Origin of the sequence: Ruegeria sp. HKCCA4812 (assembly GCF_013034245.1) — a bacterium.
Lineage (GTDB): Bacteria > Pseudomonadota > Alphaproteobacteria > Rhodobacterales > Rhodobacteraceae > Ruegeria.
In genome coordinates this window covers 138,578-152,285 of record NZ_WQFQ01000002.1, presented here as the reverse complement: position 1 = coordinate 152,285, position 13,708 = coordinate 138,578, and the positions used below count along the sequence as shown (strand labels likewise).

Annotated in this window: 13 protein-coding genes; 8 read left to right on the top strand and 5 right to left on the bottom strand. The window is 57.7% G+C overall.

Features of this window, described 5'->3' with window-relative positions; translation table 11 throughout:
* Nucleotides 1-14 precede the first annotated feature (14 nt).
* From GOW04_RS08045 to GOW04_RS08030, 4 genes are read left to right on the top strand one after another with little or no spacing between them, the layout of a single operon-like run.
* Nucleotides 15-1,373, top strand: a complete 1,359-nt coding sequence (locus GOW04_RS08045; RefSeq protein WP_171232142.1) for an amidase — start codon at nucleotides 15-17, stop codon at nucleotides 1,371-1,373.
* Nucleotides 1,370-2,890, top strand: coding sequence for an ABC transporter ATP-binding protein (locus tag GOW04_RS08040; protein WP_171232141.1), 1,521 nt, complete (start codon nucleotides 1,370-1,372; stop codon nucleotides 2,888-2,890). Before GOW04_RS08045 ends, GOW04_RS08040 begins: the two co-directional genes overlap by 4 nt.
* Nucleotides 2,880-3,923: an ABC transporter permease gene (locus GOW04_RS08035; RefSeq protein ID WP_171232140.1), complete on the top strand. Its 1,044-nt coding sequence runs from the start codon at nucleotides 2,880-2,882 to the stop codon at nucleotides 3,921-3,923. The genes GOW04_RS08040 and GOW04_RS08035 overlap by 11 nt, the downstream gene beginning before the upstream one ends.
* Nucleotides 3,920-4,861 carry an ABC transporter permease gene (locus tag GOW04_RS08030; RefSeq protein ID WP_171119292.1) on the top strand — a complete coding sequence of 314 codons (942 nt, stop codon included), beginning with the start codon at nucleotides 3,920-3,922 and terminating at the stop codon, nucleotides 4,859-4,861. Before GOW04_RS08035 ends, GOW04_RS08030 begins: the two co-directional genes overlap by 4 nt.
* 256 nt (nucleotides 4,862-5,117) lie before the next feature.
* On the opposite strand, the gene GOW04_RS21760 is transcribed toward GOW04_RS08030, so the two are convergent.
* The 4 genes from GOW04_RS21760 to GOW04_RS08010 all read right to left on the bottom strand — a co-directional run bounded on the left by GOW04_RS21760 (nucleotide 5,118) and on the right by GOW04_RS08010 (nucleotide 8,548).
* On the bottom strand, nucleotides 5,118-5,948 hold the full coding sequence (locus tag GOW04_RS21760) for a hypothetical protein (protein ID WP_174830310.1): 831 nt from the start codon (nucleotides 5,946-5,948) through the stop codon (nucleotides 5,118-5,120).
* Between the two features lie 155 nt (nucleotides 5,949-6,103).
* A complete protein-coding gene (locus tag GOW04_RS08020; RefSeq protein WP_174830308.1) occupies nucleotides 6,104-6,994 on the bottom strand; it encodes a cation diffusion facilitator family transporter in 891 nt (296 codons plus the stop codon).
* Between the two features lie 164 nt (nucleotides 6,995-7,158).
* Nucleotides 7,159-8,067, bottom strand: coding sequence for a cytochrome c (locus GOW04_RS08015; RefSeq protein ID WP_171232139.1), 909 nt, complete (start codon nucleotides 8,065-8,067; stop codon nucleotides 7,159-7,161).
* A 13-nt stretch (nucleotides 8,068-8,080) separates the two neighbouring features.
* Complete coding sequence (locus GOW04_RS08010; protein ID WP_171232138.1) at nucleotides 8,081-8,548, bottom strand: cytochrome c; 468 nt, start codon at nucleotides 8,546-8,548, stop codon at nucleotides 8,081-8,083.
* An 86-nt stretch (nucleotides 8,549-8,634) separates the two neighbouring features.
* On the opposite strand from GOW04_RS08010, the gene GOW04_RS08005 reads away from it, so the two are divergent.
* The 3 genes from GOW04_RS08005 to GOW04_RS07995 all read left to right on the top strand — a co-directional run bounded on the left by GOW04_RS08005 (nucleotide 8,635) and on the right by GOW04_RS07995 (nucleotide 11,776).
* Nucleotides 8,635-9,480, top strand: a complete 846-nt coding sequence (locus tag GOW04_RS08005; protein WP_171232137.1) for a LysR family transcriptional regulator — start codon at nucleotides 8,635-8,637, stop codon at nucleotides 9,478-9,480.
* A gap of 188 nt (nucleotides 9,481-9,668) precedes the next feature.
* Nucleotides 9,669-11,132 carry a sensor histidine kinase gene (locus GOW04_RS08000; protein WP_171232136.1) on the top strand — a complete coding sequence of 488 codons (1,464 nt, stop codon included), beginning with the start codon at nucleotides 9,669-9,671 and terminating at the stop codon, nucleotides 11,130-11,132.
* The gene (locus GOW04_RS07995; RefSeq protein ID WP_171232135.1) at nucleotides 11,129-11,776 is read left to right on the top strand and encodes a response regulator transcription factor; all 648 of its coding nucleotides are present in this window, start codon (nucleotides 11,129-11,131) and stop codon (nucleotides 11,774-11,776) included. The genes GOW04_RS08000 and GOW04_RS07995 overlap by 4 nt, the downstream gene beginning before the upstream one ends.
* A 237-nt stretch (nucleotides 11,777-12,013) precedes the next feature.
* Here GOW04_RS07995 and GOW04_RS07990 read toward each other — a convergent pair whose 3' ends face one another.
* Nucleotides 12,014-12,937 (bottom strand): LysR family transcriptional regulator, encoded by a 924-nt coding sequence (locus GOW04_RS07990; protein WP_171232134.1) that lies wholly within the window; start codon nucleotides 12,935-12,937, stop codon nucleotides 12,014-12,016.
* A 117-nt stretch (nucleotides 12,938-13,054) separates the two neighbouring features.
* On the opposite strand from GOW04_RS07990, the gene GOW04_RS07985 reads away from it, so the two are divergent.
* The gene (locus tag GOW04_RS07985; protein WP_171232133.1) at nucleotides 13,055-13,681 is read left to right on the top strand and encodes a pyridoxamine 5'-phosphate oxidase family protein; all 627 of its coding nucleotides are present in this window, start codon (nucleotides 13,055-13,057) and stop codon (nucleotides 13,679-13,681) included.
* Nucleotides 13,682-13,708 lie beyond the last annotated feature (27 nt).

The following is a 13,708-nucleotide window of genomic DNA, read 5'->3' as shown; positions in this document are numbered from 1 at the left end:
CCGGGGGTTTTGACGTGACCGATGCCACGGCTCTTGCAGCTGCCGTTTCGGCAGGGCAGATCACTGCCACCGACGCGATGGAAGCAAGCCTTTCCGCCTGCCACGCGCAGGCGGATCTGGGCGCCGTGGTGTTTCTGGACGAAGACATGGCCCGCGCCGGCGCGAGGGCGGCAGATGCAGCGCCATCTGATCGACGCGGGCCCTTTCACGGGGTTCCGTTCCTGGTCAAAGACCTCGGCGGTTCCGCCAAGGGACTGCCCGCTGCTGCCGGGTCTGCGGCAATCCGCACGCAAGGGCGAAAATCCGAAACTGACAGCTGCCTGTTGCAGGATTTGCGCCAGACCGGCCTGATCCCTTTTGGCGTGTCGGCAACACCGCCATTCGGCCTTTCTCTGACATGCGAACCAGATGGCATGGCTGCGGCCCGCAATCCGTGGAATCCCGCGTTGACGCCCGGTGGCTCATCTGGCGGCGCCGCGGCTGCGGTTGCAGGCGGCATCGTCGCCATTGCTCATGCCACGGACGCGGCCGGATCCATCAGAGTACCTGCCGCGTGCTGCGGCTTGACCGGGCTCAAGCCGTCACGTGGTGCGGTGCCCGGAGGCCCTGATTTTACCAATCACCTGATGGGGATAGCGTCAGAACTGGTTCTGGCACGGTCCGTTCGCGATGTGGAAACCGCCTTTCAAGCCGTAGCCCAGCCCATGGCCCCGGTATATCCGGCGGACCGCCCCCGCATTGCATTGGCACTGCCTGAGCGTTGCGGAACTGACCAGTGCAAAGCCGCCAAGGATGCGGCTGACACTCTGCGCGATGCAGGCTGCGAGGTGTATGACATTTGTACCCCGGACGAGATGGGGGCCGAGGCTCATGCAATTGCACGCACGATACTGGCTGTTTCGCTGGCCGAGTGGCTCATTGCACTCAGGATATCTGATGACCAGGTTCCACCGCTTGCCGCCGCCATGGCTGCCGAGGGCCGTGCCACATCTGCCACCGCGCTTTTTGCGGCCACACGGCAGCTTGCTCGTCTGACATATCGTGCTCGCAAGATTTTCAGTTCTGTCGATGCTGTCCTGATGCCGGTCCTATCGTCTGCACCGCCCGTTATTGGCAGTTTGGATCTGTCTGGCGGCTCCGCAGATGAACACATGGCGCGGCTGGAGGCCTTTGCCCCGAACGCAGCGCTTGCCAATGTTGCAGGCTTGCCGGCTTTGGCATTGCCTTTTGGCATGGCAAATGGCCTGCCAATCGGTGTGCAACTGATGGGACCACCCGGCTCGGATGTCGGGCTGCTGAAACTTGGCGCTCTGATCGAGGCGCGTGCGCCCGAACTTACCTTTCCGTCTCCAATCGCAGGCCTGCCCACATGAACAAGGTTCTGGAACTTCACGGCATAACAAAGCGTTTTGGAACGCTTACCGCCAATGATGATGTGACACTGTCATTGGCCCAGGGTGAAATCCTAGCATTGTTGGGTGAAAATGGCGCAGGTAAAACGACGCTGATGAACATCCTGTTCGGCCATTATGCAGCCGACGAAGGCTTTGTCAGTGTGTTTGGCAAAGCGTTGCCTCCGGGTCTGCCCCGCGCAGCGATCGAGGTAGGTGTGGGCATGGTCCACCAGCACTTTACGCTTGCGGGCAACCTCACGGTTCTTGAAAACGTCATGCTTGGTTCAGAACCCCTGACACGCGCACGGTCCGCACGTGGCGAGGCGCGTGCAAAGTTGTTGAAGATCGCGGATCGGTTTGGTCTGCCCGTGAATCCCGACGACAGGATCAAGTCCCTTTCCGTGGGTGAGCGTCAACGCGTCGAAATTCTGAAAGCGCTGTACCGAGACGCGCGCATACTGATCCTGGATGAACCCACGGCCGTTCTGGCCCGGCCCGAGGCAATGCGCCTGTTTGAGACGCTGCGCGACATGACGAAAGAGGGTCTGTCGCTTATCTTCATCAGTCACAAACTGCATGAGGTCATGGCGGCCTCTGACCGTGTTGCCGTTCTTCGTGGCGGTAGGTTGGTCGCGGAACGCAGGACCCCTGAAACCACCCCCGGAGAGTTGGCGGAACTGATGGTTGGCCGCAAGGTGGAACGACCCGTTCGTCAAGACCACGAGATTGGCGCGCCGGTTCTGGTCGCAAACGATGTGCGCGTGGAAGAAGACGGTGAATTGCGGCTGGATGACGTGTCATTCACCGTCCATGCAGGCGAGATCCTTGGTATCGTCGGCGTATCAGGCAATGGTCAGGCCTCGCTTGGCGGGCTGTTGTCTGGATTGATCCACCCTAACGCCGGGCAGTTGACACTGCTGAACAAGGATATCGGCCATCTGGGCCCGCGTGGCATGATCCAGGCTGGCGCTGGCAGGGTACCGGAAGACCGCCATGCAGAAGGTGTCGTAGGTGAATTGAGCCTGTGGGAAAATGCAGTTCTTGAACGTCTGCGCACACCAGAGTTTTCGCGCCGAGGCTTTGTCCGACAACGCGCCGCCCGAGAATACACCGCAGGGCTTATCGAACGATTTGATATCCGAGGGGCCAGTCCCGACACGCGCACACGGCTGCTGTCTGGCGGCAACATGCAAAAGCTGATCCTGGGGCGAGTTCTGACCAACGGACCGCGTTTCGTGCTCGCCAACCAGCCGACGCGGGGCCTTGATGAAGGGGCAATTGCCGCAGTTCATGCCGAGCTTCTGGCCACACGGGCCGAGGGTGCTGCGATCCTGCTTATTTCAGAAGAACTTGAAGAAGCCGTAGCTCTTTCAGACCGAATACAGGCGATCGTTAAGGGTCGATTGTCGAAACCGATATCCGCTGATGAGGCTGACCCGCAACGCCTTGGCCTGATGATGGCAGGTGTCTGGAAGGAAGATGATGATGCGGCTTGAACGACGCACATATGTACCGCTGTATCTTGTGGTCATTGCGCCGCTGGCCGCGATCTTTACCGCGTTGTTATTGGCTGCGGGTTTAATCGCAGCGGCAGGTGTGAACCCATTGACTGCCTATGGTGAAATGCTGACCGGCGCCCTTGGGTCACGCCTTTCGATCACCGAGATGCTGACCCGCGCCACGCCGCTGATATTTACCGGGCTTGCCGCGGCCGTCGCCTTTCGGGCCCGTCTTTGGAACATCGGCGGCGAGGGGCAGTTCTTTGTCGGCGCACTGATTACCGCCTGGATCGGGCATTCTCTCGGGGTTCCCGGGTGGATCGGTATACCGATTTTGATGCTGGCGGGCATGGCGGCGGGTGCGGCCCTGTTGGCGGGCCCCGCTTATTTGCGCCTGCGTTTCGGGGTGGATGAGGTGGTGTCGACCCTGCTGCTCAACTTCATTGTGATCCTTTTCGTCGGCCTCATGATCGAGGGTCCGATGCGCGATCCGATGGCCTTTGGCTGGCCTTCCTCAGTGCCCGTGGGCGGAGAGTACCGCCTGCCGGATCTTATTCCCCGCACGCGCCTTCATATCGGGTTGCTTTTTGCCATCGCGGCAGCAGGTGTTGTTTGGCTGATCCTGGCCCGCACGGTTTTTGGGGCTGAAACACGCGCCGCAGGCTTGAACGCCGGTGCCGCCGCCTTTGCCGGAATTTCCCTTCCCAAAACGATCATGGGTGTGGCCCTGCTTTCAGGCGCTTTGGCAGGCCTGGCAGGTTCCGTCGAAGTCATGGGCGTCACAGCCGGGGTCACCACGACCATGAGCCCCGGATTCGGCTATGCCGGCATCGTCGTCGCAATGCTGGCCGCATTGCATCCGGCGGGTGTGGTCGCCGCCGCGGTTTTCGTCGCCACCGTCTTTGTCGGGGCCGACGCCATGAGCCGCGCAACCGGCGTTCCCAGCTTCATTGCCGACGTGATCGTGGCGCTCTGCCTGCTCACCATGATCGTAGCCCTTCTTTTCACAACGTACCGGGTGCGCCGATGAGTGATGCAATTGATCTGCTGCTGAACACCAGCCTCTGGGCGTCCGTGCTGCGCATTGCAACGCCGCTTATTTTCGGAGTCCTCGGCGCGTTGCTGTGTGAACGTTCGGGGGTTCTCAATCTGGGGATCGAGGGGATCATGACCATGGGCGCGATGAGCGGTTGGCTTGCCGTCTACATGGGCGCGCCTTTGCTGGTTGGCCTGATGATCGCGGCACTTTGCGGCGCAATGTTGGGATTGCTGCACGCCATGCTAACGGTCCCGCTTGGATTGTCGCAACATGTCTCGGGGCTTGGCATCACGCTGTTTGCATCCGCGCTGGCCTACTACCTTTACCGGTTGCTTGTCGAAGTGGGCGATCTGCCCCCGACGATAGAACCTTTCCAGCCACTCGATGTTCCGGGTGTTTCCGATATCCCCATTCTGGGTCCGATCCTGTTTTCCCAGGCTCTGCCGACCTACCTCGCTCTGTTTGCGGTGGCTGTGATGGCCTACGTCCTTGCCCGGACACCGCTGGGGCTGGCCATTCGCATGACTGGTGAAAACCCGCACGCGGTTGAGGCACAGGGGCTGAACCCCATTCGCATTCGCATTGGTGCAGTGGTTGTCGGATCAGCGTTGATGGCAGTGGGTGGCGCGTTCCTGACGACAACGGCGTTCAACAGTTTCTTCCCGGGCATGGTTCAAGGACGCGGCTGGATCTGCATCGCGCTGGTTGTGTTCGCAAGTTGGCGACCGGGCAAAGCATTGATCGGTGCCGTGCTGTTTGCTTTTTTCGATGCATACCAGCTGCGGCTGCAAACGGCGATTGAAGGCGTGCCATATCAACTCTTCCTGATGGCGCCCTATGTGCTTTCCATCGTCGCGCTCGTTCTCGTCGCCCGCAGGGCCGAGGTGCCTGCCGCGCTGATGGCGCCCTATCGGCGCGGTGAACGCTAGGATCAGGGTTCACAATCAGTGGATGGCTGGTCGCTGCAAGCGAGAAAGGGGCAGGACATACATGACACATCGCTCATGTCGGTTTGCGGAATTGGTGCCCGTGCCTTTCGTGTTGGGCGGAATATTGCGTCAACACCTTGGGCAAGAAGCCAATGATCGCAATGCAGTACGCCAATAACCGCTGGCAAAGCCGATAAGAAAAGGCGGCCTCTGACGATGAAAAGTCGCCTTTTGTCTTTCGTCCTGACGTAGTTGCCTAGTTGCCTGCCGACTGCAATCTCCGACGGTCAGCGGCGGTTGCATTTCTCTCAACGACAGTCCGATTGTATGGGTCTTTCAACTCATAACGGCCAAACTCGATCTCTTCTTTCCAGCCATTGGCATAGTTTACTTCGATATTGTTGCCTTGGCGTTCGATTTTTGTGGGTCGACTTCCAGCAGTGCCGCCTTGCCCTGAAGAGCGCACGTTGTCGATGGAGATACCATTAGCCAATGACCGGAGCCTTGAGACATCGGCGCCTGTCGCCAGCCGTTCTTCCACAGTGCGGTTCTGAGCATTCTTTCTTTCATACCGACCGTTTTCGATTTCTTCCTTGGTTCCATCGGCATAGCGCACTTCGATGCCGTTGGCGTTCGTCTCAACCTTCGTTATGCCGGCCGAGCGCGATGATCCGCCGCCTGACCGGGATTGATCCTTTTTGCCGCTGCCTCGATTTGAACGCTTCGAGTCATCATCGTCATCGTCATCGTCATCGTCTTCGCGACCACCTTTGCCGGATCCGGAATTGTCGTCCCGATCGTCGTCCCGATCATCGTCGCGGTCATCGTCCCTGTCGTCGTCGCGATCACCACCGCGACCACCGTTGCCCGACCCCGAGTTGTCGTCCCGTTCGCCGCCACGATCATCCCCCCGGTCATCATCGCCACCATCTCCATCTTTTCCGCTGCCGCTTTTGGCAAAGGCATAGGCTGGTTCAAGGTGCAGGCGACCTTCCGTGTCAAACTTCGGCACGTAAGGCGTTGCGGCAATCAACGAAGCCAGTGCTGCTGTGCTGAGAAGCTGGCCCAGTTCTCCTTGAAGTTTCATTTTTCGCCTCCAGTTCTATTCGACCCAATTCATGGTGCCGGTGACAGATTATCCGGGGCTTTGCGTCCCGACATCGGGCTTAGGTCTGATGAATTGCAGGCCGAACGTCCCATCCATGACCACGACTTGCGTCGTATTCGATTGCACCGAGTGGTTTAAGGAACCTGGCTGGGTTTTGCTCCGTTGCCCTTCAGTTCGTCATCGGGTTCGAGATGAATGAAAAAGACAGAACCCGGATAAAGACGTTCCAATGCGTGTTCGATTTCATTGCAGATGTCATGGGCCGCGTTGACCGACATCGCGCCGTCCACAACGAGGTGAAACTCGACGAAGATGACATTCGCGGATCTACGCCCCTTGAGGTCGTGATATTCCAGCGCAGCACCTAGGTTGCTTTCAATGGTGCTGGAAACAACCTGCAAGTCATGGTCAGAAAGGCTTACATCCATCAGCCCGTCAACGGACGCACGAATGACTTTCCAACCTTCCCACAGGATGTTCAGCGCGACCAGGATTGCTAGGATCGGGTCAAGGATCAGCCAGCCGGTGACAAGTGCAAGTATGAGCCCCGCGATGACACCCGCTGACGTCATGACGTCTGTAAAAATGTGCCGCGAGCTTGCCTCCAATGCAGGTGAACCCTCACGCCTGCCGATTTTGAGTAACAAGTAGGCCCATGCGCCATTCACGCCCGTTGCAATGACATTGACGGCGATTCCAAGAAAAGGCGCATCCTCAAGATGCGGATTGGGAAGTGCCAGCACGGCCTCTCTGATGATCAAGAACGCCGCCAACACAATCAATGCACCTTCGACGACGGCGGAAAGATACTCGGCTTTCTTGTGACCAAAGGGGTGGTTTTCATCAGGGGGCTTGTTTGCAACCCGAACCGCAAAATAAGCCAGCAGGGCCGCCAAGACATTGACGGTGGATTCCATCGCGTCCGACAACAACGCCACCGAACCTGTCAGCCACCAGGCCAGCAGCTTCAGGGCCAGTACCGCCAGGGATATCGGAATGGACCAAAGAGCGATTTTTTGTGTCATTTGGCCACGACCCTCAATCAATACTGAACAGAAACGCGGGCGTGTGCTGCGCTCCGTTGACCAGAACGTAAAACAGGAGTTTGGCGAAAAGGGAATAGGCCTTGCGGCTTCGTGCTGACTGCTGGCAAGGACATCTGGCATCGGCCGCATGGCGCCAAAGAGGGTTACTCTGACGGCGAGCCTGTCGGTGACGCGGGCACGGCCTTGAGATAGGCCGCAATCGCCAGACGGTCGTCATCCGTAAGGCGGGATGTGTTTTCGATGACTTCCACCATCTCACCACCCGCGCTGTCATAGTCCGGCGTGAAGCCGGATTTCAGATACTCGGCAATATCAGCCTCGGACCAATCCAGTTGGGCAGAAGTCAGCCCGGGGATGCGTCCCTTTCCGCCGGGGTTTGGTGCACCTGTCAGCCAGAGATCGCGTTTCAGGCCCCCTAGCCCGTTACGCGGCGTGTGGCATTCTGCGCAATGTCCCAACGCCTCTACCAGGTATCGGCCTTGAATTTGCTGGTCAGTCAGATCGCCTTCCACAACCCAGCCCGGTTTCAGATACAACAGCTTCCACCCGCCCAGCCCGCGTCGAATGTTGAAGGGAAAGCCAACCTCGTGCGCTGCGCTTTGGGTTGGAACCGCCGGCAGAGTGCCGAGGAAGGCATGCAGCGAAACAACGTCCTCGGCTGACATGTTGGCGTAGGAAGTATAGGGAAACGCGGGAAAATAGTGCTGCCCTTCGGGCCCGGTCCCGTGAAGCAGAGCATTGGCCAGATCCAATGCGGACCACGATCCGATGCCGGCAACCGGATCACTGGATATGTTCGGGGCTATGAACGTGCCGAAATCCGACGCAAACCGACGTCTGCCAGCGAGTACCAGCTTTTCCTCGCCCGTTGCGTCCGGTGCAGAATGGCAGGACGCGCATCCAGCCGCGTAAAACACTGCCTCACCTCGACTGAGATCCGGAACAACCCCGTTCAGTTGTGTCTGGTCAACTGTTTTCGGACGGGTCAGCGCCAAACCGACCAGCCCGACCAGTACAGCGATACCAGCGGCGAAAATGAAAAAACGCCGCATGGCTAGCGCTCCTTTAGTCTTTCGGCGCCCTGTAAGCTTTGTGACATGCCGAGCACGATCCGCCCAGATCACCCATCGCCGCCTTCAGGGCATCGACATCCTGGCCTGCCGCCGCTTGCATCGCAACCGCGGCTTCAGCCATGGCCTGACCTTTTGCGCTTACATCCGGGAAGTTCTCCCAGATGGCTGGCAAGGCTCGGGTGGACGGGTCGGACGCATTGTCGGATCCGGCAGGCCACATCGCAGATTGATCGATCTGCGTCAGAACAACCAGGTTATTTGCGGCCCGTGTTGCTGCCTCGGCATCATATTCAACCTCTCCCTTGGCCATGCCGCCCAATGTGCCAAGATTGAAGGCATAGAGCTGCATGATTGAGGTCCGAGCCTTCACCGCAGGATTTTCGCTTTCATGGGCGATGGCTGATCCAATGATGGCTATCGACAACAAACCTGCCGCAACGGCCGGGATTTTCTTGATCATTGTGCGTCTCCCTGTTCAATGCGTCGAATATTAGCCTGAACACTTTTTCTTGTAATTGTTTGTTATTCGTCGTTCCTTGTTAATTTATGCACAATCAAAACTGGGATGATCTGCGATACGCGCTGGCCGTAAGGAAACACGGATCACTGAATGCGGCTGCCGGGGCGCTGGGTGTCACTCATGCAACGGTGCTGCGCAGAGTCGCCGCGCTAGAAGAACGTTTTGGATGCGTGATCTTTCAAAAACACCCGTCAGGGTACACCGCCCTGCCCGAGGCCAGAGCCATTCTTTCGGCGATGGAAAGCGTTGAAGACGCCGTACTTTCCGTAGAGCGGGCAATTGTGGGGGCAAACCGGTCCCCTGCGGGTCAGGTCCGCATTGCGTCCACGGACAGCCTTTGTCAGCTTGTTTTGCCTCAAATTCTGACTGAGATATCGCGGCTCTACCCCGACTTGGAACTGACTTTGTTAAGCGGCAACAGCCATCATGATCTGTCGAGGTTGACCGCGGACATCGCCGTGCGACCCTCGATCAAACTTGAAGAAGGGCTTGTCAGCGAACGTGCAGGAACCCTGTCATTCGGCGTTTTTGACGACGGTTCCCCAAACCGAAAATGGATGAGGCTTGATGGGGCGTTGAGTCGCTCGCTTCCCGCCAAATGGCTGGCCGAACATGTCAGCGCCGATGAAATGACCAACGGGGCAGACAGCTTTTTGGTGCTTCAGCAGATGGCGGCCTCCGGGGCGGGCAAAGCGTTTCTGCCCTCGTTTATTGGGAATGCGGATCCTCGGCTTCATCGGTCGTCAGAAATTGATCCCGGAATAGATGTTCCGCTCTGGGTGGCGACTCTGGACGAGATAGCGCGCACTCCCAGATTTGCCATTGTGCAAAGAGCTTTGGTTGAACGCCTGTCCATTGCTCTGCCGGGGTGACAAAATAATACTCGCCCGTAGGTGTGGCTCCTCCGAGGACGGCTTTGGGCCGATGCGCTGGTCGTCTGTACGGAGTTTTGAGCGAACTCCGTGTACCTCCTGCAAGGCCACGCGTGCCTTCTGTCCGCCGCCTGCGCGATTGCGCGATCAAGGGGTCGACATGATCCAAATTCTGAAACCGAACGCTGATGAGTTCAGACCAAGGTCGGTGGTGCGGTCAGGGATTGTCGTTCATAGTTGAACACGAAATGAGACCCGAGATTTCCGATCTGTCAGTTCGCAATTGGTCATTGTCGCGAGTTTTCCTTGCGGCCTGCATTGTCGTGATGGGAACGGCCACCGCGATAGTTGGCGTATGGGTGTCAAATCGGATCGAGAATGCAGTTGTGCAAAATTCTGCCAATTCCGCAGCGCTGTATATGGAGAGCATCGTATCCCCTCTCAGCCAGGAACTTGCATACGGGGATCGTCTTTCCGATCAAGCGAGGCGGGCGCTGGACGAAATATTCATGACCCAGCCAATGCGGGACCGCATTGTGTCCTTCAAGTTTTGGAAACAAGGCGGCGTGATCGCGCACGCATCGGATCCAACCATCATTGGACGCCGCTTCGACCCGACTGATGATCTGAGCCGAGCCTGGAGCGGAGAGATTTCGGGTTCTTTCGAAGATCTCGACCATGCTGAAAGCGCCGCAGAAGCAGCACTTGGGATCCCGCTACTTGAAGTGTACAGCCCGATCCGAGAACTCTGGTCAGGAGATATCATTGCAGTTGCAGAGTTTTACGAGAAAGCTGAACAGCTGGAAGTTGATATGGCCAGAGCCCGCCGGACAAGCTGGCTGGTCGTCGGGTCAGCATTTACAGCAAGTACAATCGTGCTGTTTTCCATCGTGGCAATCGGTGACAACACCATTCGACGTCAGGGGCGCCTGTTGGAGCGGCGTCTGAAAGAGAGTGAGCAGATGGCAGAGCAGAACGCCAGGCTGCGGTCGCGCGTGGTCGAAGCGTCGGAACGATATGCCACGCAAACAGACCGGTTTCTGAAGAAGCTTGGTTCCGAGCTTCACGACGGTCCCGCTCAATATCTGTCCCTCGCGGCCCTCAGGTTGGAGGCGGCATTCTCGGACAGGCCTGAAAAGCCTGCGGAGGCCGAGGAGATTCAACAGTCTTTGCAGAAGTCCTTGGCCGAAATTCGAGCGTTGTCGCGGGGGTTGTCCGCTCCGGACATCGACAATCTGGCGCTGATTGATGTGGTGAAAAGAGCGATAGAAGATCACTCGGAACACAGCCCGTTGCGGCCGGATATTTCACTTCAGGGAAGCCAGACGATCGAGTTGTCCGTGTCCGACAAGCTGTGTGTTTTCCGGGTCCTTCAGGAAACGCTTTCCAACGCCGCCAGGTATGCTCCGAATTCTCGATGCACCGTCATTTGCGAGGCGCATAACGATCGGGTCGTCATTCATGTCAACGATGACGGGCCCGGATTTGACCCCTCGGACGGAAAAGTACTACGTGACGATGGAGGCCAGGGGCTTTTGGGTTTGCGAGATCGGGTTGAGAGTATCGGCGGCAGGTTCGAAGTCAGGTCAAGCCCTGGCAAAGGCACCTCTGTCACAATGACACTATTTCCCAGAAAGATGAGCACGTCATGACAACATCTGTCGTAATAGCGGATGATCACCCGATTTTCAGGGACGGTTTGCACCGGACATTGGACGAAGCCGATGGGTTCGAAGTTCTCGCTGCCGGCTCGAGCGCGGATGAGGCAATTTCACTTGTCGGCATTCATCAACCTGACATCGCCATCCTCGATCTTTCGATGCCCGGAGGCGGCATAAATGCGACGCGAAAAATCGCGGCCATGGCAAATCCGCCATTCATCGCGATATTGACGGTCTCGGAAAACAACAGTGACGTTGCGGATGCTTTGGAAGCAGGGGCAATCGGCTACATCGTCAAAGGTGTGACAGCCAGCGAACTGACGGCCTCACTGCGCAGCATCGCCGCAGGTGAAGGTTTCGTGTCGCCCGGGCTGGCCTCGCGCGTGCTGCTTCAGATCAACAGAGAGGCGGAAGCTTGCAAAGACAGTGATGTTCTGGATGATCTCACGCATCGCGAGGAAGAAATACTTAGACGTGTGGCGAAGGGGATGAGCAATCGGGAGATCGCAGATCAACTGGATCTTCAGGAAAAAACCGTAAAGCACTATATGACGGCAATCCTGTCCAAGCTCCACGCCCGAAACCGGGTCGAAGCCGCGCTGATCGCGCACGATGCTTGGGGCAAGACCGACTAAACCATGGGTCAAACGTGATTGCATGCTCAATGCTGGCCCTATCGCTTCGAAAAGCGTGTGCACCCGGGATCTGAGATTTCAGTTTCGTGCCGGCAAGTCCGGTTGGTGGCAAGCTTTGTTGCACATGTTCGCCCTTGCGCTGTACCACCTCAAAGCGCATGCCCAAAGTGATCTGTCGGTCAGGGCCCTGGCGACACTGGCCGCGACCGGATGGCGTGGTTCGGCGGATCTTTTGGCCTAACTCACAGGCCTGTGTTGGAATCCATCCAAATAGGGGTCGGATTTGAGACGCTTGGCCGCAAAATCGACAAAGGCGCGCACTTTTGCAGACACGGTGCGGCCCTCTTGATGCACGAGATGGATGGGGATCTCGGGTGGTTCATACGAATTCAGAACGGTCCTGAGCCGCCCGTCCGCAACGTGGGGTGCAACCTGATAGGATAAAAGCCGCCCGATGCCATGCCCTTGCAGGGCCAGCTCGATCACCGCGTCATTGGTGTTCATGCTGATGCGCGGGTTCACGCGCTTTGTCACGACCGTTTCGCTTTTTTGAAAATGCCATTGGGCCGAGGCGTGCAGGGCGGTCGAGTTTATGATCGCGTGATTGGCCAGGTCGTCGGGTGTGTCTGGTTCGCCGCGCGCATCGAGATATGCCGGAGCGGCAAACACGACCTGCCTCACCGCACCGCATCTCAAGGCCATCAGGCTTGAGTCTGCAAGGTTTCCGATCCTGATGCCGACGTCGAGGCCCTCATCCACCAGATTGACCACGCGGTCCACATAGAGAGTGCGCGCAGAGAGCTTTGGATGCAGTTCCAGAAATTCACCCAGAATCGGAGTGACGAACATACGGCCGAACAACACCGATGCGGTCACGCTGAGTTCCCCGGTCGGTTCGGCATAGGATCCGACGGCGGCACGCTCTGCCTCCTCGAGATCCATCAAAATGCGTCTGGCATCTTCAAAAAACCTTCGCCCGCTGTCCGTCAGCATGACTGATCGCGTGGTGCGCACAAAAAGACGAAGCCCCAGGCTGTCCTCCAGCATGGAGACCAGTCGGGTTACCGTTGGTGGCGACATATTGAGGTGGCGCGCTGCGGCAGCAAAGCCATTCAGCTCGGCCACCTTCACAAAAACGCTCAGTGCGTGAAATCTATCCAAACAACTATTCCATATTTTGGAATAATATATTGCCAAATAGGGATATTCTGCAACACCCAAGCTTTGACTAGCTTCACCTCAACCCCAGGGCTCTGCCCGGCTGAGATGGAGAATTCAATGACACGCCCATTTGCAGAAATCAGTTTTACGCCTTCCGTACGTGCAACACAGGCCAAGAACGGATCGGCTGAAGGCTATGCAAAATTTCTGGCCGGCGCTGTTCAGGAAGACCTCATCAGCCCGGTCGAAGCCAGCTTCATCGCACAAAGGGACGGCTTCTATCAGGCGACCGTCTCTGAAACCGGCTGGCCTTATGTTCAATTCCGCGGCGGACCGGCAGGCTTTCTGAAAGTGCTGGATGAACGGACGCTGGCCTACGCAGATTTTCGCGGCAACCGGCAATATCTGAGCGCAGGTAACCTGCTGAACAACGACCGCATTTCTCTGATCCTGATGGACTATCCCAACCGGAGACGCCTCAAGATCTGGGGCCGGGCGAAACTTGTTGATGGCGCAGATGATCCGGCCCTGATGCAACGTTTGCATGACCCGAATTACAGGGGCCGCCCGGAGCGGGCCATTGTGATCAAGCTTGAAGCGATGGACTGGAACTGCCCGCAGCACATCCCCCAACGCCTGACCCTGGAAGAGTTTGAAGAGCACATGGCGCCGCTTCGCGATGAACTGGCGGAACTGAAAGCTCAAAACGCAGAGCACAACGAAAAGCTCGGCCATAAACGCTGACCGATGCTGAACCCTGCGCGTTCAGAC

Coding starts and splice junctions, on each gene's coding strand:
- GOW04_RS08040 (WP_171232141.1), top strand. CDS start 1,370: ATGAACAAGGTTCTGGAACTTCACGGCATAACAAAGCGTTTTGGAACG.
- GOW04_RS08035 (WP_171232140.1), top strand. CDS start 2,880: ATGCGGCTTGAACGACGCACATATGTACCGCTGTATCTTGTGGTCATT.
- GOW04_RS08030 (WP_171119292.1), top strand. CDS start 3,920: ATGAGTGATGCAATTGATCTGCTGCTGAACACCAGCCTCTGGGCGTCC.
- GOW04_RS21760 (WP_174830310.1), bottom strand. CDS start 5,948: ATGAAACTTCAAGGAGAACTGGGCCAGCTTCTCAGCACAGCAGCACTG.
- GOW04_RS08020 (WP_174830308.1), bottom strand. CDS start 6,994: ATGACACAAAAAATCGCTCTTTGGTCCATTCCGATATCCCTGGCGGTA.
- GOW04_RS08015 (WP_171232139.1), bottom strand. CDS start 8,067: ATGCGGCGTTTTTTCATTTTCGCCGCTGGTATCGCTGTACTGGTCGGG.
- GOW04_RS08010 (WP_171232138.1), bottom strand. CDS start 8,548: ATGATCAAGAAAATCCCGGCCGTTGCGGCAGGTTTGTTGTCGATAGCC.
- GOW04_RS08005 (WP_171232137.1), top strand. CDS start 8,635: ATGCACAATCAAAACTGGGATGATCTGCGATACGCGCTGGCCGTAAGG.
- GOW04_RS08000 (WP_171232136.1), top strand. CDS start 9,669: ATGAGTTCAGACCAAGGTCGGTGGTGCGGTCAGGGATTGTCGTTCATA.
- GOW04_RS07995 (WP_171232135.1), top strand. CDS start 11,129: ATGACAACATCTGTCGTAATAGCGGATGATCACCCGATTTTCAGGGAC.
- GOW04_RS07985 (WP_171232133.1), top strand. CDS start 13,055: ATGACACGCCCATTTGCAGAAATCAGTTTTACGCCTTCCGTACGTGCA.